Source organism: Novilysobacter selenitireducens, from assembly GCF_020026895.1.
GTDB classification, from domain to species: domain Bacteria; phylum Pseudomonadota; class Gammaproteobacteria; order Xanthomonadales; family Xanthomonadaceae; genus Lysobacter_C; species Lysobacter_C selenitireducens.
The window spans coordinates 607,126-630,723 of sequence record NZ_JAINZW010000001.1 but is presented as its reverse complement, the minus strand read 5'-3'; the positions used below and the strand labels follow the sequence as shown (position 1 = coordinate 630,723).

At 71.0% G+C, this 23,598-nt stretch carries 22 protein-coding genes and 1 other RNA gene; 3 read left to right on the top strand and 20 right to left on the bottom strand.

Annotated features, from left to right (window positions below; genetic code table 11):
* Positions 1-26 precede the first annotated feature (26 nt).
* From ftsA to rsmI, 15 genes are all read right to left on the bottom strand, one after another.
* On the bottom strand, positions 27-1,277 hold the full coding sequence (gene ftsA / locus K6753_RS02830) for a cell division protein FtsA (RefSeq protein WP_223674656.1): 1,251 nt from the start codon (positions 1,275-1,277) through the stop codon (positions 27-29).
* Positions 1,274-2,095 carry a cell division protein FtsQ/DivIB gene (locus tag K6753_RS02825; RefSeq protein ID WP_223674655.1) on the bottom strand — a complete coding sequence of 274 codons (822 nt, stop codon included), beginning with the start codon at positions 2,093-2,095 and terminating at the stop codon, positions 1,274-1,276. The genes ftsA and K6753_RS02825 overlap by 4 nt, the downstream gene beginning before the upstream one ends.
* Positions 2,092-3,051: a D-alanine--D-alanine ligase gene (locus K6753_RS02820; protein ID WP_223674654.1), complete on the bottom strand. Its 960-nt coding sequence runs from the start codon at positions 3,049-3,051 to the stop codon at positions 2,092-2,094. Before K6753_RS02820 ends, K6753_RS02825 begins: the two co-directional genes overlap by 4 nt.
* Positions 3,048-4,511: a UDP-N-acetylmuramate--L-alanine ligase gene (gene murC / locus K6753_RS02815; protein WP_223674653.1), complete on the bottom strand. Its 1,464-nt coding sequence runs from the start codon at positions 4,509-4,511 to the stop codon at positions 3,048-3,050. The genes K6753_RS02820 and murC overlap by 4 nt, the downstream gene beginning before the upstream one ends.
* Positions 4,508-5,620 (bottom strand): undecaprenyldiphospho-muramoylpentapeptide beta-N-acetylglucosaminyltransferase, encoded by a 1,113-nt coding sequence (murG, locus tag K6753_RS02810; protein WP_223674652.1) that lies wholly within the window; start codon positions 5,618-5,620, stop codon positions 4,508-4,510. The genes murC and murG overlap by 4 nt, the downstream gene beginning before the upstream one ends.
* The gene (gene ftsW, locus K6753_RS02805; protein ID WP_223674651.1) at positions 5,617-6,948 is read right to left on the bottom strand and encodes a putative lipid II flippase FtsW; all 1,332 of its coding nucleotides are present in this window, start codon (positions 6,946-6,948) and stop codon (positions 5,617-5,619) included. Before ftsW ends, murG begins: the two co-directional genes overlap by 4 nt.
* Entirely contained in the window at positions 6,948-8,033 is a 1,086-nt protein-coding gene (mraY, locus tag K6753_RS02800) for a phospho-N-acetylmuramoyl-pentapeptide-transferase (protein WP_223674650.1), read from the bottom strand. Before mraY ends, ftsW begins: the two co-directional genes overlap by 1 nt.
* Positions 8,023-9,420, bottom strand: a complete 1,398-nt coding sequence (locus K6753_RS02795; RefSeq protein WP_223674649.1) for a UDP-N-acetylmuramoyl-tripeptide--D-alanyl-D-alanine ligase — start codon at positions 9,418-9,420, stop codon at positions 8,023-8,025. Before K6753_RS02795 ends, mraY begins: the two co-directional genes overlap by 11 nt.
* Positions 9,417-10,898, bottom strand: coding sequence for a UDP-N-acetylmuramoyl-L-alanyl-D-glutamate--2,6-diaminopimelate ligase (locus K6753_RS02790; protein WP_223674847.1), 1,482 nt, complete (start codon positions 10,896-10,898; stop codon positions 9,417-9,419). Before K6753_RS02790 ends, K6753_RS02795 begins: the two co-directional genes overlap by 4 nt.
* A gap of 5 nt (positions 10,899-10,903) precedes the next feature.
* On the bottom strand, positions 10,904-12,709 hold the full coding sequence (locus tag K6753_RS02785; RefSeq protein ID WP_319936643.1) for a peptidoglycan D,D-transpeptidase FtsI family protein: 1,806 nt from the start codon (positions 12,707-12,709) through the stop codon (positions 10,904-10,906).
* A 101-nt stretch (positions 12,710-12,810) separates the two neighbouring features.
* The gene (gene ftsL / locus K6753_RS02780; protein WP_223674648.1) at positions 12,811-13,077 is read right to left on the bottom strand and encodes a cell division protein FtsL; all 267 of its coding nucleotides are present in this window, start codon (positions 13,075-13,077) and stop codon (positions 12,811-12,813) included.
* Positions 13,074-14,039: a 16S rRNA (cytosine(1402)-N(4))-methyltransferase RsmH gene (rsmH, locus tag K6753_RS02775; RefSeq protein ID WP_223674647.1), complete on the bottom strand. Its 966-nt coding sequence runs from the start codon at positions 14,037-14,039 to the stop codon at positions 13,074-13,076. Before rsmH ends, ftsL begins: the two co-directional genes overlap by 4 nt.
* Positions 14,036-14,482, bottom strand: coding sequence for a division/cell wall cluster transcriptional repressor MraZ (gene mraZ / locus K6753_RS02770; protein WP_223674646.1), 447 nt, complete (start codon positions 14,480-14,482; stop codon positions 14,036-14,038). The genes rsmH and mraZ overlap by 4 nt, the downstream gene beginning before the upstream one ends.
* Before the next feature lie 527 nt (positions 14,483-15,009).
* Positions 15,010-15,363: RNase P RNA component class A (gene rnpB, locus K6753_RS02765), an RNA gene on the bottom strand.
* Between the two features lie 103 nt (positions 15,364-15,466).
* The gene (rsmI, locus tag K6753_RS02760; protein WP_223674645.1) at positions 15,467-16,327 is read right to left on the bottom strand and encodes a 16S rRNA (cytidine(1402)-2'-O)-methyltransferase; all 861 of its coding nucleotides are present in this window, start codon (positions 16,325-16,327) and stop codon (positions 15,467-15,469) included.
* A gap of 83 nt (positions 16,328-16,410) precedes the next feature.
* Here rsmI and K6753_RS02755 point away from each other — a divergent pair, with 83 nt between their 5' ends.
* From K6753_RS02755 to K6753_RS02745, 3 genes are read left to right on the top strand one after another with little or no spacing between them, the layout of a single operon-like run.
* Positions 16,411-17,793 carry a penicillin-binding protein activator gene (locus K6753_RS02755; protein ID WP_223674644.1) on the top strand — a complete coding sequence of 461 codons (1,383 nt, stop codon included), beginning with the start codon at positions 16,411-16,413 and terminating at the stop codon, positions 17,791-17,793.
* Positions 17,780-18,169 carry a YraN family protein gene (locus tag K6753_RS02750; protein ID WP_223674643.1) on the top strand — a complete coding sequence of 130 codons (390 nt, stop codon included), beginning with the start codon at positions 17,780-17,782 and terminating at the stop codon, positions 18,167-18,169. Before K6753_RS02755 ends, K6753_RS02750 begins: the two co-directional genes overlap by 14 nt.
* The gene (locus K6753_RS02745; protein WP_425492043.1) at positions 18,144-19,559 is read left to right on the top strand and encodes an FAD-binding oxidoreductase; all 1,416 of its coding nucleotides are present in this window, start codon (positions 18,144-18,146) and stop codon (positions 19,557-19,559) included. Before K6753_RS02750 ends, K6753_RS02745 begins: the two co-directional genes overlap by 26 nt.
* 59 nt (positions 19,560-19,618) lie before the next feature.
* Here K6753_RS02745 and thiL read toward each other — a convergent pair whose 3' ends face one another.
* The 5 genes from thiL to K6753_RS02720 all read right to left on the bottom strand — a co-directional run bounded on the left by thiL (position 19,619) and on the right by K6753_RS02720 (position 23,592).
* Positions 19,619-20,683: a thiamine-phosphate kinase gene (gene thiL / locus K6753_RS02740; protein ID WP_223674641.1), complete on the bottom strand. Its 1,065-nt coding sequence runs from the start codon at positions 20,681-20,683 to the stop codon at positions 19,619-19,621.
* A 71-nt stretch (positions 20,684-20,754) separates the two neighbouring features.
* Positions 20,755-21,210 (bottom strand): transcription antitermination factor NusB, encoded by a 456-nt coding sequence (gene nusB, locus K6753_RS02735; protein WP_223674640.1) that lies wholly within the window; start codon positions 21,208-21,210, stop codon positions 20,755-20,757.
* Positions 21,207-21,686, bottom strand: a complete 480-nt coding sequence (gene ribH / locus K6753_RS02730) for a 6,7-dimethyl-8-ribityllumazine synthase (RefSeq protein ID WP_223674639.1) — start codon at positions 21,684-21,686, stop codon at positions 21,207-21,209. The genes nusB and ribH overlap by 4 nt, the downstream gene beginning before the upstream one ends.
* Before the next feature lie 99 nt (positions 21,687-21,785).
* Positions 21,786-22,889, bottom strand: coding sequence for a 3,4-dihydroxy-2-butanone-4-phosphate synthase (gene ribB / locus K6753_RS02725; protein ID WP_223674638.1), 1,104 nt, complete (start codon positions 22,887-22,889; stop codon positions 21,786-21,788).
* Positions 22,890-22,995: 106 nt separating this feature from the next.
* Complete coding sequence (locus K6753_RS02720; protein ID WP_223674637.1) at positions 22,996-23,592, bottom strand: riboflavin synthase; 597 nt, start codon at positions 23,590-23,592, stop codon at positions 22,996-22,998.
* Between the last annotated feature and the right edge of the window lie 6 nt (positions 23,593-23,598).

Genomic DNA, 23,598 nt, shown 5'->3' with positions numbered 1-23,598 from the left:
GGACCGCGTCGAAAGTGCCGGGGTCATCAGAATTCCCCCCGGTACCAGTTCTTGAGCTTGTTGAAGAAGGAGCCGGCGCGCCCCGTGGGCAGCACCGGGCGGCGCGGGTTCTCGATCTGGCTGCCCATCAGCAGCAGGCCCACGCCGGTGGCGTGCACCGGGTTGCCGACGACTTCGCCCAGGCCGGTGACGTGCTGCGGGATGCCGACGCGCACGGGCATCTGCAGCATTTCTTCCGCCAGTTCGACCACGCCTTCCATCTTTGCGGCGCCGCCGGTCAGGACCATGCCCGCGCGCACGTGCTGCTCGAAGCCGCTGCGGCGCAGTTCGGCCTGGACCATCTCGAAGATTTCCTCGTAGCGCGCCTGCACCGCCTGCGCCAGCGAATGGCGCGGCATGCGGCGCGGCGGGCGATCGCCGACGCTGGGGACCTGGATCGACTCCTCGGCCGTAGCCATCTGCGCCAGCGCGCAGGCGTAGCGGACTTTGATCTGCTCGGCCTCGGGCGTCGGGGTGCGCAGCATGTGCGCGATGTCCTCGGTGACCTTGTCGCCGGCGATGCCCAAGCTGGCCGAATGCGCGATCGCCCCGTGCACGAACACCGCGATGTCGGTGGTGCCGGCGCCGATGTCGACCAGCACCACGCCAAGCTCGCGCTCGTCCGAGGTCAGCACCGCGTGGCTGGAGGCCAGCACGCCCAGCACCAGGTCGTCGACCTGCAGGCCGCAGCGCTGCACGCACTTGCTGACGTTGGCGGCGGCCGACTGTGCGCACACCACCAGGTGCGCGTGCACCTCCAGGCGCACGCCGGTCATGCCGACCGGATTGCGGATGCCTTCCTGCGAATCGTCGAGCACGTAATCACGCGGGATGGCGTGCAGGATCTTCTGGTCGGCCGGGATGGCGACGGCCTTGGCCGCCTCCAGCACGCGGTCGAGGTCGCCGAAGCTGACCTCGCCGTCGCGGATGGGGGCGATGCCCTGCGAGTTGCGGCATTGCACGTGGCTGCCGGAGATCGATGCGTACACCGAGCGGATCTCGCAGCCGGCCATCAGTTCGGCTTCCTCGATGGCGCGCTGGATCGACTGCACGGTCGACTCGATGTCCACCACCACGCCGCGGCGCAGACCGCGGGACTCGTGGCTGCCGATGCCGATGACTTCGATCGGCTGCGCCGGGCCGCCGTTGGCGGGCGTGTACTCGCCCACCAGCGCCACCACCTTGGAGGTGCCGATGTCGAGCCCGACGATCAGCGATTTGTCGCCCTTGCGATTCATGACAATGCCTTTGAAGCGGCGGCCGGGGACGGAATGCCCGGCGCCGGGGTCGTACGGAAAGCGAATGCGGTCGACACCGCGCCCACGCTCGCGCCCTCGTCCACCGGCTCGGGCTGCGGTTCGACCGCCTCCCACGTCAGCGCGAAGCCGTTGGTGTAGCGAAGGTCGGCGCGTGAAAGACGCTGCGTGGGCTGAGCCAGCAGTTGCGGCACCAGGCGCACGAAGCGGGCGATGCGAGCACGCGCCTCGGCGCGGCCAACCACCACCTCGGTGCCGCCCTCCAGGCCCAGCGTCCAGCTACCGCGCGCGTCCAACGCCACGTCGCGAACCTGCAGGCCGGCGCCGGCCATCAGCGTGCGCGACTCGTTGTAGAGCTCGACCACGTCCTGCACGCGCGACTCGGGGCCGAACAGGTTGGGCAGCCCGGTCGGCACTTCGATGCCGCTCACCGGGAACAGCCGGCCCTGCTCGGACAGCAGCCGGTCCTCGCCCCAGCGCGCGAACGGGCGGTGCTCGGTGACCGTCACCTCCAGCACGTCCGGCCAGCGCTTGCGCACTTCGGCCGACTCCACCCACGGCAGCGCCGCGACCGCAGCCTGTGCGGCATCGAGGTCGACGGCGAAGAAACCTTCGCGCGCGTGCGGGACCAGCACCTCGCGCAGGCGCGCCTCGTCGACGCGCTCGAACGTGCCGGTCGCGCGCAGGCGCTGCAGCGGCCAGCGCTCGCTGCCGACCCAGCCGTTGATGACGGCGACCACGGGCAGGACCACCAGCGAGACCGCCAGCAGCCAGCCCAGCAGGCGCAGCAGCGCGCTCACAGCGACGTCTCCAGCACGCGCCAGCACAGCTCTTCGAACGACACGCCGACCTGGCGCGCGGCCTTGGGCACCAGCGAGTGGCTGGTCATGCCCGGCGCAGTGTTCACTTCCAGCAGGTACAGCCGGCCGGTGTCGCGGTCGCGCATGACGTCGACGCGGCCCCAGCCGTGGCAGTCGGCGGCGATGAACGCGGCCAGCGCCAGTTCGCCGATTGCGCGCTCGTCGTCGCCCTCCAGGCCCGGACACAGGTACTGCGTGTCCTCGGCGATATATTTGGCGTTGTAGTCGTACCACTCGCCCTTGGGCACGATGCGGATCGACGGCAGCGCGGTGTAGCCCTCGCCGCTGGCGAGCACGGCGACGGTCAACTCGTCGCCCTGCACCATCTGCTCCATCAGCATTTCGCCCGGGTAGCGCGCGGCCAGCGCGACCGCGTCGTCCAGTGCGGCATCGTCCAGCACGCGCGAGACGCCGACGCTGGAGCCCTCGCACGACGGCTTGACGATGACCGGCAGGCCCAGCTCACGGGCGGCGGCGTGCACGTCCGCACCCTTGGCGAGTCGCACGTAGCGCGGCGTGGACAGGCCTTCGGCCAGCCACACCTGCTTGGTGCGGATCTTGTCCATGCTCAGCGCGCTGCCGAGCACGCGCGAGCCGGTGAACGGCACTCCCAGCGCTTCCAGCAGGCCCTGAAGCACACCATCCTCGCCACCGCCCTTGTTGCCGTGGAGGATGTTGAAGACGCGGTCGACCTTACCGGCGCGAATGGCATCGACGAGTGCGGGGATGCCATCGACCTCGAAGGCGTCGACGCCGCGCGCCTGCAGCGCCTCGAGCACGTTGCGGCCCGAGTCCAACGACACTTCGCGCTCGGCGCTGGTGCCGCCCATCAGCACGGCGACGCGGCCAAAGCCGGCCGGATCGTTGAGCTTGAGCGGGGCGAACGATGCGGTCATGCGTCCTCCCCGGTGGCGTCGACAGCCGGCTTGAAGCCGGTGACCACCAGCTGCTGCGCGGCGTGGCCGATGTCGCCGGCGCCCATCATCAGCAGCAGGTCGCCGTCGGCGAGTACGTCGGGCAGCACGCTCGACAGGTCGGCGGCGCCGGGCACCACAACCGGGTCGACGCGCCCGCGCACGCGGATCGCGCGTGCCAGGGCCTTGGAATCCGCGCCGGCGATGGGCGCCTCGCCGGCGGCGTAGACCTCCGTCAGCACCAGCACGTCGACACCCGAGAGCACCGCGGCGAACTCGTCGAACAGGTCGCGCGTGCGGCTGTAGCGGTGCGGTTGGAACGCGACGACCAGGCGCTTGTCGGGCCAGCCCCCACGGGCGGCCTCGAACACCGCGGCCAGCTCCTTGGGATGGTGGCCGTAGTCGTCGACCACGGTGACCAGCCCGCCATCGGGCGTGGGCACCTGCGCCAGCAGGTTGAAGCGGCGGCCGATGCCGGCAAAGCTCTCCAGCGCGCGCTTGATCGCGGACGGCTCGACGCCCAGCTGCCAGCCCACCGCCGCGGCGGCCAGTGCGTTGTGCACGTTATGGCGGCCGGGCAGCGCCAGCATGATGGGCGTGCACGTGCCATCGGGCAGGCACAGGTTGAATCGCATGCGCGCGCCCTGTTGCACCACGTCCTCGGCGCGCACGTCGGCAGCCGGATCGAAGCCGTAGGTCATCACGTGGCGCGGCGTCTTCAGGGCCAGCGCGGCGACTTCCGGATCGTCGATGCACAGGATCGCCAGGCCGTAGAACGGCAGGCGGTGCAGGAATTCGTCGAATGCCGCCTGCACGTTGGCGAAGTCGCCGCCGTAGTTCTCCAGGTGGTCGGCGTCGATGTTGGTGACCACCGCGATCTGCGGGGTCAGGCGCAGGAAGCTGCCGTCGCTCTCGTCGGCCTCGGCCACCAGCCACTGGCCGCCGCCGAGCTTGGCGTTGGAGCCGGCCGCCAGCAGCTGGCCGCCGATCACGAACGTCGGGTCGATGTCGCCCTCGCCCAGCACGCTGGCGGTGAGCGAGGTGGTCGTGGTCTTGCCGTGGGTGCCGGCGATGGCGATGCCGCGCTTGAAGCGCATCAGCTCGGCCAGCATTTCCGCACGGGGCACCACCGGGATGCGCTGCGCGTGCGCTTCCAGAAGCTCCGGGTTGTCGGCCTTGATGGCGCTGGAGACGACCACGCAGTCGGTGCCGAGCACGTTGGCAGCGGCATGCCCACGGTGCACGGTGACGCCCTGCGCAACCAGCCGCCGGGTCACGGCGTTGTCGGCCATGTCCGAGCCCGAGACCTTGTAGCCGAGCGTGCACATCACTTCGGCGATGCCGCTCATGCCGACGCCGCCCACGCCGATGAAGTGGACACGCGGGAAGGCCTTGGCGAGGTCGCCGGTGTACTGCAGGCGGCGGCGGACGGTCACGCTCATGCGCGCGCCCCCGGAGTGTGGCGTTGGATCGTATCGAGGGTGATGGCGGCGACCTTCCGTGCGGCGTCGGGTTGGGCGAGCGCGCGCGCCGACTGCGCCATGCGCAGCAGGTCGACACGCTCGGAGAGGATTTCCAGCGTGGCCGAGAGGCGTTCGGCCAGGGTTTCGCCCTGCGGCAGCACCTGTGCGGCGCCGCGGTCGAACAGGTACTGGGCGTTCTTGGTCTGGTGGTCGTCCACCGCCTGCGGGAACGGCACCAGGATGCTGCCCACGCCCACCGCGCACAGCTCGGCCAGGGTGAGCGCACCGGCGCGGCAGACCACGACGTCAGCCCATGCGTAGGCATCGGCCATGTCGGCGATGAAGGGCTCGACCGAGGCCGCGACGCCCGCCTTGGCATACGCCTGCGTGGCGGCGTCACTCATCGCCTCGCCGCACTGGTGGCGCACCTCGAACTTCACGGTCCCACGCAGGCGACGCAGCGCATCGGGCACGGATTCGTTGAGGGCACGCGCGCCCTGGCTGCCACCCAGCACCAGCAGCCGCAGCGGACCGGCGCGGTCGGCGAAGCGCACGTCGGGGCCCGGCACCGCGGCGATCTCGTCGCGCACCGGGTTGCCGACCACCGATTCGATACGGTCCGGGAAGGTATCGGGGAAACCGGTCAGCACTTCCTCGGCCAGGCGTGCCAGCACGCGGTTGGTCATGCCGGGCGCGCGGTTCTGCTCGTGCACCAGCAGCGGCACGCGCGCCAGGCGCGCGGCCAAGCCACCCGGACCCGCTGCGAAGCCACCGAAGCTGATCACGGCCGCCGGCCGGCGGGCCTGGAGCACGGCGCGCGCCTGCTGCACGGCGCGCCATACCTTGAACGGCGCCGCCAGCAACGTGCCGATGCCCTTGCCACGGATGCCTCGCACCGCAATGGTCTCGATCTCGATGCCGTGCTGCGGCACCAGGCGCGTTTCCATGCCGCCGTCCGCGCCCAGCCAGACCACCTGCATGCCGCGCTCGCGCAAGGCCTTGGCCACGGCCAGGCCCGGGAAGATGTGCCCACCGGTGCCGCCAGCCAGGATCATTACCGGCCGCTGCATGTCGCCCGCCGCGCTCATCCCGCCCTCCCAAGCGTCGGCTCGACGCGCTGGCGCAGGCGGCTGGTGCCGCGGACGGCATCGACCGAACGGGCGACCACCGGCGCCGCGCTTGGCAGCGGCGAGGCGGTGGGCGGCGTACCGGCAGACGGCTGCGCCGCTTCGCCACGCAGGCGCGCGACCTGGCGCTGGGCGCGGTCGAGCTCGTAGGACACGCGCAGCAGCAGCCCCACTGCGACGCAGCTCATCAGCGTGCTGGAGCCGCCGTAGGAAATCAGCGGCAGGGTCAGGCCCTTGGTCGGCAGCAGCCCGAGGTTCACGCCGATCGACACGAAGCTCTGCAGGCCGAACCACAACGCGATGCCGAACGCGCAGTAGGCGGAGAAATGGCGGCGCATCTCGGCGCACTTGAGCCCCACCCAGAACGCGCGCCCGACCAGCGCGGCGAACAGCGCCACCACCAGGCACACGCCGACGAACCCGAGCTCCTCGGCGATGACCGCCATGATGAAGTCAGTGTGCGCCTCGGGCAGGTACTGCAGTTTCTGGATCGAGCTGCCCAGACCGACGCCGAACCACTCGCCGCGGCCCACCGCCATCAGCGCGTTGGTCAGCTGGTAGCCGCTGTCGAACGGGTCGGCCCACGGGTCCATGAACGAGGTCAGGCGACGCACGCGATACGGCTCGGCAATGGCGACCACCGCCAGCAGCGGCAGGCCGACCAGCACCGGGCCGAACATGCGCGGCATGTTGACGCCGCCCAGCACCAGCATGCCGCCGGTGATGGCCAGGATCAGCGAGAGCGAGCCGAAGTCCGGCTGCAGCGCCAGCAGCACCACCAGCACGATGGCCACGCCGATCGGCTTGAGCATGGCCGGCCACGTCGCGCTGACTTCCTCGCTGTAGCGCTTGAGGTAGCTGGCCAGCCACACGATGTACATCACCTTGACCGCCTCGACCATCTGGAAGGTCGAGATGCCCGGCACCCGGATCCAGCGCTGCGCGCCGTTGACGCTGTGGCCGATGCCCGGGATGAACACCAGCAGCAGCGATGCAATGCACAGCAGCAGCAGCAACTGGCCGCGCTGCTCGAGCACCTTCAGCTCGGTGCGCGCCATCCAGAACGCCAACCCCGCGCCGGCCGTCAGCATCAGCAGGTGCTTGCCGAGGAAATAGAACGGACCGACGTCCAGGCCCTCGGCAATGGCGATCGAACTGGAGCCCACCATCACGATGCCCAGGCACGCGATCGCGCACGCCAGTCCCAGCAGCCACGGATCGAAGCGGCCGGCAATGGCGTCCAGGCGGGTGGCCTGGCGCGGATTCGCGTTGGCGGCGCGTTCGGTCATCAACGCACCTTCAGCGTGGCCAGGCCGACGAGGACGAGGATCACCGAGATGATCCAGAAGCGGACGATCACGCGCGGCTCGGGCCAGCCCTTGAGCTCGAAGTGGTGGTGGATCGGCGCCATGCGGAAGATGCGCTTGCCGAACAGCTTGAACGACGCGACCTGCGCCATCACCGACAGCGTCTCGATCACGAAGATGCCGCCCATGATCACCAGCACCAGTTCCTGGCGGACGATCACGGCAATGCAGCCCAGCACCGCGCCCAGCGCCAGCGCACCGATGTCACCCATGAACACCATCGCCGGGTAGGTGTTGAACCACAGGAACCCGAGCCCGGCGCCCGCGATGGCCGCGCAGATGATCACCAGCTCGCCCGCGCCCGGCACCTGCGGGATCTGCAGGTACTCGGAGAACACCGCGTTGCCCGAGGCATAGGCGAACACGCCCAGCGCGCAGGCCACCAGCACGGTCGGCATGATCGCCAGCCCGTCCAGGCCGTCGGTCAGGTTGACCGCGTTGGAGAAGCCGACGATCCAGAAGTAGGCGATGGCGACGAAGCTGAAGGACACCAGCGGCAGCGCCACGGCCTTGAACAATGGGATGTAGAACGTCGTCGCGGCCGGCGCATCGGCGGTCATGTACAGGAACAAGCCCGCCCCCAGGCCGAAGATGGACTGCAGCAGGTACTTGGTGCGCGAGCGCATGCCGTTGGGGTCGCGGCGGACGATCTTGATCCAGTCGTCCCACCAGCCGATCGCGCCAAAGGCGATCATCACCGCCAGCACCAGCCACACGTAGCGGTTGCGCAGGTCCCCCCAGAGCAGCACCGAGGCGAGCACGGTGATGAGGATCAGCGCACCACCCATGGTCGGCGTGCCGGCCTTGGAGAAGTGCGACTGCGGGCCGTCGGTGCGGATCGGCTGGCCGCCCTTGAGCTGGCCCAGCCGGCGGATCACCGACGGCCCCCACCACAGCGACAGCGCCAGCGCCGTCAGCGCGGCGAGGATGCCGCGCAGGGTGAGGTACCCGAACAGCCCGAAAATGCTTTCCAGTTGCTGCAGCCAACGCGAGAGTTCAAGCAGCATCGGTGTCCCCCTTGCCCGAGTGCGGCGCATCCGACAGCAGCGCCGCGACGATCCGATCCATCGCGCTGCCACGCGAACCCTTCACCAGTACCCGGACCGGCGTTGGCGCATGTGCGTTGAGTGCTTCGCGCAGTGCTTCGGCGAGCGACGCGTGGTCGGCATGGACGCTGCCGCCTTCGCCGAACGCGTCGGCAGCCGCGGCACTCAGCGGCCCCAGCGCGAACAGCCGACGCAAGCCGGCGCTTCGTGCGCGGCGGCCGACCTCGGCGTGCATGCCGGCGGCGTCGTCGCCCAGCTCGCGCATGTCGCCCAGCACCAGCCAGCCCTCGTGGGGTCCCGCCGCCAACGTGTCGATGGCGGCGGCAACGGAGCCTGGGTTGGCGTTGTAGCTGTCGTCCACAAGGGTGGCGTGCGAACCCCAGCGATGTGCCACCAGGCGACCCTGCACCGGCTCGGCCGCAGCCAGACCGGCGACGATCTGCGCCATGTCGGCGCCCGCCGCCAGACCGATCGTCGCGGCGGCCAAGGCATTGAGTACGTTGTGGCGGCCGGGCATGGCAACGCGCGTCTCGGCCTCGCCCAGTGGCGTGACCAGCACGAATCGGCTGCCGGTGTCGTCCAGGCGGATGTCGCGCGCGGTGACGTCGGCGCTTGCCTCCAGCCCGAACCGCAGCAGGCGGCGGCCATGCGCGCGCTCGGCGAAGAACGGCCCGAACGCGTCGTCGGCATTGATCACCGCCACGCCATCGACCGGCAGCGCGTCGTAGATCGCCGCCTTGGTATCGGCCACGCCCAGCAGGCTGCCCATGCGCTCCAGGTGCGCCGGCGCGATGTTGTTGACCAGGCCGATGTCGGGCCGGGCAATGGCGGTCAGGTAGGCGATGTCGCCCGGCTGGCCCGCGCCCATCTCGTAGATGGCGAAGGCCGCGTCCTCCGGCGCCTCGAGCACCGCCAGCGGCAGGCCGATCTCGTTGTTGCGGTTGCCGGGGTTGGCATAGGTGTTGGCGACTTGCTGCAACACCGCCAGGGTCAGCGTCTTGACGCTGGTCTTGCCGTTGCTGCCGGTGATGGCGATCACCCGCGCGTGCCGATCGCGCTGCACCGCGGCGGCCCAGTCGGCCAGTGCGCGCTGGGTGTCGGCGACCACCACCTGCGGCAGGTCGATTGACAGCTCGTGCGACACCAGTGCCGCGGCAACGCCGGCGCGGGCTGCGGCCTCGACGTGATCGTGGCCGTCGAAACGCTCACCCTTGAGCGCGACGAACAGGGCGTCGCCCGCCTGGCCGAGTGCGCGCGTGTCGGTGGCGACCGCGGCGACCGTACGGTCCTCGCCGACCAGGCGCCCGCCGGTGGCCTGCGCGATCTGCGACAGCATCATCGGCGTCATGCGCGTGCTTCCAGCTGCCGGCGCGCGACGTCGGTGTCGTCGAACGGGTGCTGCACACCGGCGACTTCCTGGTACGGCTCGTGGCCCTTTCCGGCGATCAGCACGATGTCATCGGGGCCCGCCTCGGCGATGGCCAGTGCGATCGCGGCGGCGCGGTCGCGCTGCACCAGCGCGCGTCCCGGGTTGCGGAAGCCCTCGAGGATCTCCGCGACGATGGCGTCGCCGTCCTCGTTGCGCGGGTTGTCGTCGGTGACGATGACCGTGTCGGCCTGCGATTCGGCGATGGCGGCCATCTGCGGGCGCTTGCCGCGGTCGCGCTCGCCGCCGCAGCCGAACACGCAGACCAGCCGTGCCTGCGCGTGGGCGCGCAGCGAGTTCAGCGCCTGCTCCAGGGCGTCGGGCGTGTGGGCGTAATCGACCACCACCAGCGGACGGTGCCGGCCGGCGGCATCGACGTCGCCGCCCAACCGGTTCATGCGGCCCGCGACCGGCTGCAGGTGGCCGAGCGTGTCGGCAATCGTGGCCGGCGCCCAGTCCTGCGCGTGCAGCGCGCCGGCGACGGCCAGCAGGTTGTCGACGTTGAAGCGGCCCAGCAGCGGCGAACGCACGGGATACGTGGCGTCGCCGATGCGCAGGTCGAACGTGATTCCCCGGTTGTCGAGGGTGATCGCCTCGGCGCGCACGGCGGCGCCATCGCGGCCGCGCGAGCTGAGGCCGATGCCGCGCACGCCGGCCGGCAGCGATGCCAGCAGCTCGCGGCCGAAGGCATCGTCGAGGTTGATCGCGGCCGCGCGCAGGCCCGGCCACGCGAAGAGCCGCGCCTTGGTGCGCGCGTAGCTGTCCATGTCGCCGTGGTAGTCGAGGTGGTCGCGGGTGAGGTTGGTGAACACCGCGACGTCGAACTGCACGCCGTCCACCCGGCCCTGGTCGAGCGCGTGCGAGCTGACTTCCATTGCGATGGCCTGCGCGCCATCGCGGTGCATCTGCGCCAGCAGCGCGTGCAGGCGCAGCACCAGCGGTGTGGTGAAGCCGGTTGCCACCAGGTGCCCGTGCAAACCGGCGCCCAACGTGCCGATGCTGCCGGCGGTGCGCCCCTGCATCGCCCACGCCTGCACCAGCAGCTGCACGGTCGAGGTCTTGCCGTTGGTGCCCGTCACGCCCACCACGTCCATGGCTTCGGTGACATTGCCGTGGAAGCGGTGGGCGAGTCCGCCCATGCGTGCGCGGAGGCCGGACACGGCGATCGCATCGGCAGGCGCGGCCAGCCCTTCGGGCGCCGGCGGCTCGAACAGGATGGCGACGGCACCGGCCGCGCGCGCCTGCTCGACGAAGTTCAGCCCGTGCGCGCCCCCGCCCTCGCCTTCGACAGCGAGGAACGCATCGCCGGCGCGCAGCTCGCGCGTGTCCTGCGCAAGCCCGCCGACATGCAGGCCGGCGGGGATGCCCGACACGTCGGGGAGCAGGTCGGACAGACGCACCGCGGTCATGGCGCCGCGCCCCGGGATACCGCGGGCACCGCGGACGGCGCCGACACGGCGGCCTGCACGACGGGCACCACTGGCGCGGTGCCCGCTTCGGCATCGGCGGCCTTGCGGCGCTTGGCGTCGGCCTCGGCCTGCGCCGCGAGCCACGTGTCGATGTCGTCCGGCGGCACGTCCATCAGTCGCAGCGCGCCGTCCATGACGTTCTTGAATACCGGCGCCGACACCAGGCCGCCGTAGTAGCCCTTGCTGGCGTCCGGGTCGTCGACCACGACCACCATCGAGAAGCGCGGGTTCTCCACCGGCACCACGCCGGCAAAGAAGGACACGTAGCGGCGCGAGTAGCCGCCGGTGTCGTTGAACTTGCGCGCGGTACCGGTCTTGCCCGCCACGTGGTAACCGAGGATCGCCGCCTGGGTCGCCGTGCCGCCTTCCTCGGTGACGGTCTGCATCATCTGCATGACCTGGTCGGCCACCTGCGGCGACAGCACTTCGCGTGTCTCGTGGCGCTCGCCCTTGACGAAGGTCGGCGTGACCCGCTTGCCGCCATTGCCCAGTGCCGCGTATGCCGTGGCGATCTGCAGCGGCGTGGCCGACAGGCCGTAGCCGTAGGACATGGTCGCCTTGGTCGAGCCGTACCAGCGCTCCGGCGGCGGCAGCACGCCCGAGGACTCGCCCGGGAACCCGCTGCCCGGCTTCTGGCCGTAGCCGAAGCTGCTCACGAACTCATGGAAGTAGTCGTCCTCGAGCTTTTCCGCCAGCTTCACCGCGCCCAGGTTCGAGCTCTTGGTGATGAGACCGGTAACGGTCTGCATGCCGTAGTTGCGGAAATCGCGAATGGTGTAGCGCCCCAGCGACATGTAGCCGGGCGACACGTCCACCGGCGTGTCGGGCGTGACCACGCCGGCGCTGAGCGCCGCGGCCACCGTGATCGGCTTCATGGTCGAGCCCGGCTCCACCACGTCGGTCACGGCGCGGTTGCGGCGCGCGTCGGCGTTGCGCGGATCAACCGCGTTGGGGTTGTAGGTGGGCAGGTTGACCATGGCGAGGATCTCGCCGGTGTCGACGTCCATCACCACCGCCGAGCCCGCGCTGGCGCCGGTGCGCAACAGGGTGCTGCGCAGCTCGCGGAACGCCAGGTACTGGATGCGGCGGTCGATGGTCAGGGTGAGGTCGTGGCCGGCTTCGGCGGCGCGGATCAGTTCCACGTCCTCGACGAACCGGCCGCGGCTGTCGCGGATGACGCGCTTGGCGCCCGGCTTGCCGCGCAGCCAGTCGTCGAACGCCAGCTCGAGTCCTTCCTGCCCGCGATCGTCGATGTTGGTGAAGCCCAGCACGTGCGCCAGCGCCTCCCCCTGCGGGTAGAAGCGACGGAACTCGCGCTGCGAAAACACGCCCGGGATGCCGCGGGCCAGGATGCGCTTGGCCGCCGTCGGGCTGATGCGGCGCTTGAGGTACATGAACTCCTTGCTGCCGCGCTGGCTGATCTTGCGCGTCAGGTAGTCCACGGGGACGTCCAGCGCCTCGGCCAGCTCGGGGATGCGCTCGGGGTTGGCCAGCAGCTCCTGCGGGTTGCCCCACACCGACTCCACCGGCGTCGACACCGCCAGCGGTTCGCCATTGCGGTCGGTGATCATGCCGCGCGAGGTCGGGATTGCGATCTCGCGCAGGATCCGCTCGTCGCCCTGCTTGCGGTAGAACTCGTTGTCGACGACCTGCAGGTGGAACGCGCGGCCCACCAGCGCCACCGAGCACAGTGCCATCGCGCCGCCGACCATCAGCACGCGGCTGCGGACGTTGTAGCGCATGCGGGTGCGCACGCCGCCCGGGCGAGCGGCGAAACGCGTCTTCAGGCGCTGCCACGGCGTGGCAGCGTCGGCGCGGTGCGGGGGGCGGCCGGGCGCGCGGTTCATGGGCGCACCACGACGGTTTCGTCGGCCTCGGGGAAGCGCATGCCCAGGCGGTCACGCGCGACCTGGTCGATGCGGTTGCTCTCGGCCCACGTGGCCTGCTCCAGCTGCAGCCGGCCGAAGTCGATGTTGAGCTCGTCGCGCGCCTTCTCCAGCGCGGTCAGCTCGACGAACAGCTGGCGATGGCGATGGCGCGCGTGCACCACCGCCAGCGCGGACACCACGTTGGCGGCGATCAGCACGGTGAGCAGCAGGCGCAGGCTCATGCGGCACCTCCGCCGGTGTCCAGCCGCTCGGCGATGCGAAGCACGGCGCTGCGCGCGCGCGGGTTGTCGCCGGTTTCTTCGGCGTGCGCCTTCATCGCCGAGCCGATCGCACGCAGCGACGGCACGAACGTGTCGGCCTGCGGCAGCCGCCGGTTGGCCGGCGGAGCCTTGGCGTGGCGCGCGATGAACTGCTTGACGATGCGGTCTTCCAGCGAATGGAAGCTGATCACCGCCAGCCGGCCGCCGGGCTTGAGCTGCGCCAACGCGGCGTCCAGGCCGGTTTCCAAGTCGGCCAGCTCACGGTTGATGAAGATGCGGATGCCCTGGAAGCTGCGGGTGGCGGGATGGATCTTTTGCTCGCCGCGCGGCATGACCCGGGCGATCAGGCCCGCCAGTTGCGCGGTACGGGTCAGCGGCTCGGCATCGCGCTGGGCGACGATGGCCCGCGCGATGCGGCGGCTCATCCGCTCCTCGCCGTAGGTCCACAGGACGTCGGCGATCTCCTGCTCGGTCGCCTCGGCCAGCCACTGCGCTGCACTGATCCCGGAATCCGGGTCCATGCGCATGTCCAGCGGGCCGTCCTTGCCGAAGCTGAAGCCGCGCTCGGCGACATCCAGCTGCGGCGACGAGACGCCCAGGTCCAGCAGCACGCCGTCGAGCCCGCCGGCGGTCGCGTCCCAGCGGGCGAGGTCGGCGAAGCTGCCGCGGAAGATGGACACGCGCGGGTCCGCACCGAACTCGCGTTCGGCCACGGCGATCGCCTCGGGGTCCTTGTCCATCAGCAGCAGCCGGCCTCCGGGGCCGAGTTGGTCGAGCACGCCGCGCGCATGGCCGCCGCGGCCGAACGTGCCATCCAGGTAGGTTCCGTTCCCGTCCACGCGCAGGCCGTCCAGGACCTGCGAGAACATCACGGGAAGGTGGCCGGAGGGCGCCGAGGCGCGGTCCACGCCACCGCCCGTCATAGCTGCAGGTCGAGCAGGTCCTCGCTCAGATCCTCGTCAGTGATGGTCTGACGGATCTGCGCGTGGTGCGCCTGCTCGCTCCACAACTCGAACTTGTCGCCCATGCCCAGCAGCACGGCCTTCTTCTCGATGCCGACGGCCGCGCGGTGGCTGGCCGGCACGGTGATGCGGCCGTTGCCGTCGGGCTCGACGAAGGTGGCCGCGCCGACCAGCTTGAGTTGCATCACGCGGCTGGTCTTCTTGGCCTTGGGCAGCTTGTTGACCTGGTCGCGCACGCGCTCCCAGACCTGCTGCGGGTAGAGGTAGAGGCAGCCGGACTCGAAGGGGTTGTAGGTGATCACCAGGCGGTTGCCACAATCGCGCGCGACGACGTCACGGTGGGCGGTGGGCACCGCCAGCCGGCCCTTGTCGTCGATCGTGATCGCGGTCTCGCCCTGGAACATTGAGCACCTATGGGAGCCCGCCTCTACCGGGCGGGTCTGCCTGTCGATGGAAACGCCCCGAAAGAGCGACTCCGGCCACGGAAAACCACAAAAACCCCGGTTTCCCCTCGGAAGCCCACCTTAGGCACGCCCCACAGGGTTGTCAACAAGTTTCAGGGTGGGTTTTCACTAGGCGCGTCAATGACTTGCAGCGAACTTCAGAGTCTTATTCAAGACTTATCCACTAACCGTTGTTTCGTCTCATTTTTTGAGATATCCACAGGCTTCGATGCCGTCACGTGGCATTCACGGGAATCGGCCGGTGACGTTGGTGCGCCGCAGCACGGTCGGCGGCGACGCGCCCGGCGTCGCGGTCGACGTCGTCCGCAATGGGCTGAACGGGGGGGATGCGGCGGATCGCGGCTGAAGCCGCTCCTACAGGAGGGGCCCACCGGCGTCCCGCTGCTTCGTGCGGCGGCGTCCGGCCCAGCGCTCACGTAAACACCCGGACGTGCTGCGCGCATCCGGGCCGCTATATCGACAAAAGGTGGCGGAGCCGGCCGATAAGCCGGGTTCTGTCGTGGGCAGCCATTCCTCTAGGCGCCGCGTCGCCGCGACGCTCAAGCAACCTACCCGGAGGCACCGCGGGCCGCGGCATTGCCTCCCTATTTGGTCTTGCTCCCGGTGGGGTTTGCCGTGCCGGTCTGTTGCCAGACTCGCGGTGCGCTCTTACCGCACCGTTTCACCCTTGCCACGCATCCCCGAAGGAACCGTTCGGCGGTCTACTCTCTGTTGCACTTTCCGTCGGCTCTCGCCGCCCAGGCGTTACCTGGCACCGTGCCCTGTGGAGCCCGGACTTTCCTCGGCATGCTTGCGCATGACGCGGCTGCCTGGCCGACTCCGCCGGCAGCGATTGTACGGGAGCGCGTGCGCCAACGCGGCGGATACGGCAATCCGGTTCAGTGGGCTGAACGCGCTGGCATGCCGGGGCGTACCCGACCTTCCTTATTCCCTGTTGCCCATTCCCGCGTCACCCCCGTAAAGCGCCTTGCGGGGCGCACCGGTCAACTCGGCGGCAAGCTTGGCTGCCGTCGACGGCGGCAGGTGGGTGCTCAACGTCGCATACACACGCCGGCCTTCGGAGATGCGCGCATCGGCATCCTCGCCGGCGCCCTGCACCATCACCACGAACTCGCCCTTGCGCTGGTTGGGGTCGGCGCCGACCTGCTCGACCAGCTCGCCCAGTGTCTCGCCCAGCACGGTTTCGAACAGCTTCGTCAGCTCGCGTGCCAGCACCGCGGGGCGCTCGGGTCCGAACGCGGCGGCCATGTCGGCCAGCGAATCCTCGATCCGGTGTCCCGACTCGTAGAACAGCAACGTACGCGGTTCCGACACCAGGCGTGCCAGCCGGTCGCGCCGGGCCGCCCCCTTCGCGGGAAGAAAGCCCTCGAATACGAACCGGTCCGACGGCAGGCCGGCCACGCTCAGCGCGGCGATGGCCGCGCACGCACCCGGCACCGGCGACACCCGCAGCCCGGCCGCGCGCGCGGCGCGCACCAGCCGATAGCCCGGGTCGCTGACCAGCGGCGTGCCGGCATCCGACACCAGTGCCAGCGACTCGCCTTCCGCGAGCCGCCGCACCAGGGATGCGGCCTGCGCGTCCTCGTTGTGCTCGTGCAGCGCCAGCAGCGGACGCTCCAAGCCGAAGTGCGACAGCAACTGCCGCGTGTGGCGCGTGTCCTCGGCGCAGATCGCGTCGACGGTGCGCAGCGTTTCCAGCGCGCGGACAGACAGGTCGCCCAGGTGGCCGATCGGGGTGGCGACGACGTACAACGTGCCGGCCTTTGGCGGTGCGCCTGTCTGCATCGTGCCTCCACGTGGGGGATGGGTAGAATCGTACCCCTTTCACGCAAACGCCCCCGAGGCGACGGTTGCCGATGAGCCCTTCGATGACACGCGCTACCCCGCTCGCCGTGCGCACGGTGCTGGCCGCACTGGTGCTGGGACTGGTCGCCGGTTGCGGCACGGTCGCCACCCGCACCGCACCCGCGCCCGAGCCGGTGGTGCAGAGCCCGGTGATCGCCGAGGCTTCGCAACTGGCGCGTGATGCCGCCGGCCAGGCCGGCACCGAAAGGACCCGGACCGAAGCGCGGATCGACACCCTGCTCTCGCAGCTGGACGACGAAACGCTGGCGCGCGAAGCCGCGGCCATGCCCGAGGGCGACCCGCTCTACAACTACGCCGGGCGCGCACTGCTGCGTCGCGGGCTGCCGCTGCCCCGTCCTTTCGACCGGGTGCAGTGGCAGTTCGATGCCGGCAACCGTCCGCCGGCCGACAGTGATGGCTATCGCCCGCCGATGCGCCTGGCCGTGCTCCTGCCGTTGTCGGGCGACCTGGCAACGGCCGCATCGCCGGTCCGCGACGGCCTGCTGGCCGGCTACTACGGCGAGCGCCGGCGTCGCCCCGAGATCACCTTCATCGACACCCACGGCACCGCCGGCGGCACCTTGTCGGCGTACGACCGCGCGGTAGCCGGCGGCCATGACTTCGTGGTCGGCCCGCTTGGGCGCGACGAAGTGGACGCGCTGTTCGGACGCGGCACGCTGCAGGTGCCGGTGCTGGCACTCAACCGCGGCACCGTCGCGCCGCCGGCGGGCAACGCCAGCTTCGCGTTGTCGCCGGAAGACGAAGGCGTCGCGGCGGCCGATTACCTCCTCGACCGCGGCGCGCGGCGCGTGCTCGCGGTCGGCGGCGAGTCCGACACCCAGCAGCGCGCCATCGCGTCCTTGCGCGAGCGCCTGGCCGAGCGTGGCGGTGTGGTGACCGACGTGGTCGGTTCGCGCACCGAGGACTTCTCGGTGTTCGCGCAGAAGGACGGCGGCGTCGACGCGGTGTTCCTGGCCGTGCGCGGCGAGGACGCGCACGGCGTGGTGCCGAAGCTGGCGATGGCCGGACTGGCCGGCAAGCCGCGCGTGGCGACCTCGCAACTGCTGTCGGGCACCGGCAACGCCGAAGAGGACAGCGTGCTCGACGGCATCGCGTTCCCGACCATCGCCTGGAACAACCGCAGCATCCGCGGCCTGCCCGGCGTCGAGAGCGCGGCGGCGACGCTGCCGACCGCCAAGGGCGGCGGCGCGCGCCTGTTCGCGTTCGGTTTCGATGCGTGGCTGCTGACCGCCTACCTCGAACACCTCGCCCTGAGTGCCGACGGCCGCGTCGACGGCGCGACCGGCACGCTGCGCATCGACGGCTTCGGCCACGTGCAGCGCACGCCGGCATGGTCGACCTTCATCGGCGGTCGCCAGGTCCCGCTGGCCGGTGCCGAGCGCTGACACACGCGACACCGGGGCCGCGGTCGAGGCCGCGGCCTGCGCGCACCTGAAGCGCGCGGGCCTGCGCGAGATCGCGCGCAACGTCGGCTACCGCTTCGGCGAACTGGACCTGGTGATGTGGGACGCGACCGGCCGCTCGGAGGCGCTGGTGTTCGTCGAGGTCCGCCACCGCCATGACGATGCGTTCGGCGGCGGCGCTGTCTCGGTGACGCCGGCCAAGCGGCGCCGGCTGGTGCGTGCGGCGCAGGCGTTCCTGCAGTCCCACCCACGCTACGCCGACGCATCGTGCCGCTTCGACGTGGTCGAAGCCTCGGGTGATGCCGGTGCGCCCCGATTGAACTGGCTGCGCGATGCATTCCGCGCCGACGACTGCTGACGCGACCATGACCCTGCCCGAGGCCCTGCTGCGCGAACTTGCCGACCTGCTCGGCGATGGCTTGCGCACCGACCCCGGCGAGCGTGTCGGCTACGGCTACGACAACTCCCGGCGCGAGGCGCTGCCCGATGCGGTCGTCCTACCGCACGCCCGCGCGCAGGTGCTCGAGCTGGTCCGCGCCTGCCGCCGCCACCGCGTGCCGGTGGTGGCCCGCGGCCGCGGCACAAACACCACCGGCGCGGCCGTTCCGGTCGACGGCGGCGTGGTGGTGTCGTTCGAGCACATGGACCGCATCATCGACATCCGCCCGGGCGACCGCTGCGCGGTGGTCGAGCCTGGCGTGCTCAACGGCGACTTGCAGGCCGCACTCGCGCCGCACGGGCTGTTCTGGCCACCCGATCCCACGAGCGCGGCGTTCAGCACCGTCGGCGGCAACCTCGCCTGCAATGCCGGCGGTCCGCGGGCGGTGAAGTACGGCGCCAGCCGCGACAACGTGCTGGCACTGACAGCCGTGACCGGCGCCGGCGAGCTCATCACCAGCGGCACGGCCACCACCAAGGGTTCGACCGGGCTCGACCTGCACCGGCTTCTGGTCGGCAGCGAGGGCACGCTGGCGCTGATCGTCGAAGCCACCCTGCGCCTGACGCCCGCGCCGCCCGCACGGCGCGCGGTGCGCGCGATCTACCGGGACGTGTCGAGCGCGGCCCAGGCCGTGGCGCGGCTGATGGCGCAGCCGGTGACACCATCGATGCTGGAGTTCATGGACGCGCACGCGGTGCGGTTGGCACGCGACGTCGGCGGCGCGGATTTGCCGCCGGACGCTGGCGCGCTGTTGATGATCGAGGCCGACGGCGACGCGGCCCGCCTGCCGCACGACATCGAAGCGTTGATGCGCGCCGCCGGTGGCGATGGCCTCGTATCGCTGGACGATGCTGCCGACGAGACCGCTCGCACGCGTCTGTGGGCCGCGCGCAAGGCGTTGTCGCCGGCGCTGCGCACGTTGGCGCCGGGCAAGATCAACGAGGACGTGGTGGTGCCGGTATCGCGCATCCCGCAACTGGTCGACGGGGTGCAGGTGCTGGCACGCGAGTTCGACCTGCCGATCGTCTGCTTCGGCCACGCCGGCAACGGCAACTTGCACGTTAACCTGATGTACGACCCGGCCGACGCGTCGCAGTCCCAGCGCGCCCAGGCGGCGCTGGCCCGGGTGTTCGCGCTTGCCATCTCGCTGGGCGGCACGCTGTCGGGCGAACACGGCATCGGCCTGGCCAAACGCGACTTCATGCCGCAGGCGGTGGACGCGCCAACGCTCGCGCTGATGCGGCAGGTCAAGGCGGTGTTCGACCCCGACGCCATCCTCAACCCTGGGAAGCTGCTGCCGCTGGCTTGAGCGGTCGGCCCCTTGGGCGCCGACCGGATACGGATCGCGACTTGCGTCGCACCTGCAGGTCAGCCCTCGAAATGCGAGTAGCCGATGCGACGGGGGTGCCACCCGGTTCCGTCGGCGAGATGCGCGTGCGTGCCTTCGCCTTCCTCGACGCGACCGATGCGGGTGATCCCCAGGCCCAAGCTGGAGGCCAGTGAGGCGATCCGATCGCGCGCGTGCACGGGCGCGGTGAAGCAAAGCTCGTAGTCGTCGCCGCCGGTGGCCTGCAGGGCACGTCGCACCTCCGTGCCGAAGGTCGCCCGCAACGGGTCGGAGGTCGGCAGGACGTCCGCGTCGATGTGGATCGACACGCCGCTCGCGCGCGCGATGTGGCCAACGTCCGCGAGCAGCCCGTCGGAGATGTCGATGGCGGCGTGGGCAATGTCGACGAGCGCGAGTCCGGCCTCAGCGCGTGGCGTGGGGCGGTGCAAGCGCTGCATCAATGCTGCGGCCTGGGCCACCGAGCCCCTCTCCCCCCGGGAGAGGGGTTGGGGTGAGGGTTCGAGGTCGGGACGTGCGACGACCGCTTGGGGTGTTGACCCCTTCGCCGGACCCTCACCCCGGCCCTCTCCCGGAGGGAGAGGGAGCAGGAGCGACAACGCCGCGGCGGCATCGCCGAGCGTACCGGTCACCCAGACATCTTCGCCGGCGTGTGCGCCGTCGCGGCGCAACGCGCGGCCGGGCTCGACGAAGCCGTGCATCGTGACGCACACCGACAGTGGGCCGCGGGTGGTATCGCCGCCCACCAGTGACACGCGGTGACGGTCCGCCAGCTCCAGGAATCCGTCGAGGAAGCCGTCGACCCATGCAGCGTCAGCGTCGGGCAACGACAACGACAGCGTGCACCACGCCGGCTCCGCGCCCATGGCGGCGAGGTCAGACAGGTTGACGGCAAGCGCCTTCCAGCCGATGTCGGCGGGCGCGGTATCGACCGGGAAATGCACGCCGGCATTGAGCGTGTCCATGGCCACGACCAGCTGGCGGCCCGCCGGCGGTTGCAGCAGCGCAGCGTCGTCGCCGATGCCCAGCACCACGTCGTCGCGGGTGGTGGCGCGCTGGCGGATGCGTTGGATCAGGTCGAATTCCAAGGCCGTTCCCTGCGGCGTGCCGGATTCTTGACTTGGCTCCCTCCCCTGCCATGCAGGGGAGGGAGCGAAAGCTATCGCCCGGCGCCGACCTCGACCGAACGCCAGTCGGCGGCGGCGTGGTCCAGCACGCCGTTGACGTAGGTGTGACCGTGCTCGGCGCCGAAGCGCTTGGCGATCTCGATGGCCTCGTTGATCACGACGCGGTAGGGCACGTCCGGGCGGTGGCGCAGCTCGTAGGCGGCCAGGCGCAGGACGGCGCGCTCGATCGCGTCGACCTGCTCGATGTCGCGGTCCAGGAATGGCGCCAGTGCGGCGTCCAGGTCCTTGCGGTGTTCGTCGACGCCGCGCACCAGGTCCTCGAAATACGCGAGGTCGGCCGGCTCCTTGGCCTGCTCGTGGGCGAACTGTGCGATCACTTCGCGCGCGCCGGTGCCCGACATCTGCCAGGCGTACACGGCCTGCAGCGCGCGGCGGCGCGCACGGGAGCGGGCGACGGGGTCGACGCCGTCGGGGCGGCGGCGGTTCATCGCGCCACCTCCGGCAGTTGCTGCATCAGGTGGCTCATCTCGATCACGACCAGCGCGGCCTCCTCGCCCTTGTTGCCATGGCTGCCGCCGGCACGCGCCTCGGCATCCTCGAACCGGTCCACCGCCAGCACCCCGTTGGCGACCGGCACGCCGGTGTCCAGCGCGACCCGCATCAGCCCGTCCGAACATCCGTCGGCGACCTGCTCGAAATGGCGCGTGTCGCCGCGCACCACGCAGCCCAGCGCGACGATCGCTGCATGGTCGCCGCTGCGCGCCAGGCGGCCGGCGACCACCGGGATTTCCCACGCACCCGGCACCCGGACCACGTCGACCGCGGCGTCGTCCACGCCGTGCTCGGCGAAGGTCTTGCGCGCGCCGGCCACCAGCGTATCGGTGATTCGCGGGTTCCAGCGGCTGGCGATGATGGCGTAGCGCGCGCCGGCGGGGCGGCGCAGGTCGCCTTCGATATGGGGCATGGGAATCGGGTCTCGGCGGGGGGCGCTAGTGTAGCCGGCTCGGGGCCGGGGCTCGGCGTGGCCCGGCCCTGCGCCCCCGCAGGCGAGGCCTGCGGCACCTCAGAGCGCGACGTACTCGACGACTTCCAGACCGTACCCGGCCAGGCCGACCTGCTTGCGCGGCGTGCCAAGCACGCGCAGGCGCCCCAGCCCCAGGTCGGCCAGGATCTGCGCGCCGGCGCCGTTGCGGCGCCACTCGGCCAGGGCGTGGCCCGGGGCGGGCTCGTCGTCGGGCTGCACCGGCGCCTGGATGCGGGCCAGCAGCGCATCGGCGTTGGCGTTGTCGCCCAGCAGCACCAGCGCGCCGCGGCCCTCGGCGGCGATCGAGGCCAGCACCTCGCCCACGGCCGGGCCGAAGTCCGGGCGGCGCCAGTGCAGCGCGTCGGCCAGCGGGTTCTGCACGTGCACGCGCACCAGCGTCGGCTCGGCCTTGTCGGGCGTGCCGCGCACCAGCGCGAAGTGCAGGCCGTGGCTGAGGCGGTCGCGGTAGGTCACCAGCTGGAACGGGCCCTGCTCGGTCTCGATCCCGCGCGCATCGACGCGCTCGACCGTGTGCTCGGTTTCCAGCCGGTGCCGGATCAGCGCTTCGATCGAGCCGATCTTCAGCCCGTGCTCGGCGGCGAACGCTTCCAGCTCCGGGCGCCGCGCCATCGAGCCGTCGGGGTTGAGGATCTCCACCAGCACGCCGGCCGGCTCCAGCCCCGCCAGCAGCGCGAGGTCGGCCGCCGCTTCGGTGTGGCCGGCGCGGTTGAGCACGCCGCCCGGCTGGGCCATCAGCGGGAAGATGTGGCCGGGCTGGTTGAGGTCCGACGGCGAGGCATCCGGCCGCACCGCCGTGCGGATGGTGTGGGCGCGGTCGTAGGCACTGATGCCGGTGGTGACGCCCTCGGCGGCCTCGATGCTGACGGTGAAGTTGGTGTGGTGCTGCGAGGTGTTGTCGCGGACCATCGGCGGCAGGCCCAGCTGCCGGCAGCGGTCGCGGATCAGCGACAGGCAGACCAGCCCGCGCGCGTGGGTCACCATGAAGTTGATGTCCGACGGCTTGACCAGCTCGGCGGCCATGATCAGGTCGCCCTCGTTCTCGCGGTCCTCGTCGTCGACGATCACGACCATGCGGCCGGCGCGGATCTCCTCGAGCAGTTCGGGGATGGGGCTGAAGGGCATGGCGCGGACCGCGGGTCGACAGGGGCCGGCATTTTACGCCCTGCCCCGCCCCACGCCCGCCGGGGCGACCGCAATGCAGCGTTCCGGGCCGGATCAGACGCGATGTTCAGCCGCGTGACTGCAGCAGGCGCTCCACGTAACGCGCGACCAGGTCGACCTCCAGGTTGACCGCATCGCCCACGGCCGTCTGGCCGAAGGCCGTATGCGCCACCGTGTGCGGCACCAGCGCGACCTCGAACTCGGCCTCGTCCACGGCATTGACCGTCAGGCTGACGCCGTCCACGCAGATCGAGCCCTTGGTGGCGATATAGCGCAGCACCGACGGCGGCGCCTCGAAGTGCCAGCGCTGGGCGCGGGCGTCCTCGTGCACGGACGCGACGCGGCCGACGCCATCGACGTGGCCGCTGACCATGTGCCCGCCGAGGCGGTCGGTGGGTCGCATCGCGCGCTCGAGGTTGACCGCGCGCCCGGGCGGCAACGCACCGAGCGTCGTCAGGCCCAGGGTTTCGGTCGATGCATCGGCGTCGAAACCCGCACCGTCGAACGCGACCACCGTCAGGCACACGCCGTTGACCGCGATGCTCTCGCCCAGTTGCACGTCCTCGAACGGCAGCGTGCCGGCGTCGATACGCAGCCGCGCGTCACCGCCGCGCGCCTCGCGCGACGCCAGTCGGCCGACGCCTTCAATCAGGCCTGTGAACATCGCGGT

What these genes read in the sequence shown, in the direction of transcription:
- ftsA (WP_223674656.1), bottom strand. Translation starts at nt 1,277, where the DNA reads ATGAATCGCAAGGGCGACAAATCGCTGATCGTCGGGCTCGACATCGGC.
- K6753_RS02820 (WP_223674654.1), bottom strand. Translation starts at nt 3,051, where the DNA reads ATGACCGCATCGTTCGCCCCGCTCAAGCTCAACGATCCGGCCGGCTTT.
- murC (WP_223674653.1), bottom strand. Translation starts at nt 4,511, where the DNA reads ATGAGCGTGACCGTCCGCCGCCGCCTGCAGTACACCGGCGACCTCGCC.
- murG (WP_223674652.1), bottom strand. Translation starts at nt 5,620, where the DNA reads ATGAGCGCGGCGGGCGACATGCAGCGGCCGGTAATGATCCTGGCTGGC.
- ftsW (WP_223674651.1), bottom strand. Translation starts at nt 6,948, where the DNA reads ATGACCGAACGCGCCGCCAACGCGAATCCGCGCCAGGCCACCCGCCTG.
- mraY (WP_223674650.1), bottom strand. Translation starts at nt 8,033, where the DNA reads ATGCTGCTTGAACTCTCGCGTTGGCTGCAGCAACTGGAAAGCATTTTC.
- K6753_RS02795 (WP_223674649.1), bottom strand. Translation starts at nt 9,420, where the DNA reads ATGACGCCGATGATGCTGTCGCAGATCGCGCAGGCCACCGGCGGGCGC.
- K6753_RS02785 (WP_319936643.1), bottom strand. Translation starts at nt 12,709, where the DNA reads ATGCGCTACAACGTCCGCAGCCGCGTGCTGATGGTCGGCGGCGCGATG.
- ftsL (WP_223674648.1), bottom strand. Translation starts at nt 13,077, where the DNA reads ATGAGCCTGCGCCTGCTGCTCACCGTGCTGATCGCCGCCAACGTGGTG.
- rsmH (WP_223674647.1), bottom strand. Translation starts at nt 14,039, where the DNA reads ATGACGGGCGGTGGCGTGGACCGCGCCTCGGCGCCCTCCGGCCACCTT.
- mraZ (WP_223674646.1), bottom strand. Translation starts at nt 14,482, where the DNA reads ATGTTCCAGGGCGAGACCGCGATCACGATCGACGACAAGGGCCGGCTG.
- rsmI (WP_223674645.1), bottom strand. Translation starts at nt 16,327, where the DNA reads ATGCAGACAGGCGCACCGCCAAAGGCCGGCACGTTGTACGTCGTCGCC.
- K6753_RS02755 (WP_223674644.1), top strand. Translation starts at nt 16,411, where the DNA reads ATGACACGCGCTACCCCGCTCGCCGTGCGCACGGTGCTGGCCGCACTG.
- K6753_RS02745 (WP_425492043.1), top strand. Translation starts at nt 18,144, where the DNA reads ATGCATTCCGCGCCGACGACTGCTGACGCGACCATGACCCTGCCCGAG.
- nusB (WP_223674640.1), bottom strand. Translation starts at nt 21,210, where the DNA reads ATGAACCGCCGCCGCCCCGACGGCGTCGACCCCGTCGCCCGCTCCCGT.
- ribH (WP_223674639.1), bottom strand. Translation starts at nt 21,686, where the DNA reads ATGCCCCATATCGAAGGCGACCTGCGCCGCCCCGCCGGCGCGCGCTAC.
- ribB (WP_223674638.1), bottom strand. Translation starts at nt 22,889, where the DNA reads ATGCCCTTCAGCCCCATCCCCGAACTGCTCGAGGAGATCCGCGCCGGC.
- K6753_RS02720 (WP_223674637.1), bottom strand. Translation starts at nt 23,592, where the DNA reads ATGTTCACAGGCCTGATTGAAGGCGTCGGCCGACTGGCGTCGCGCGAG.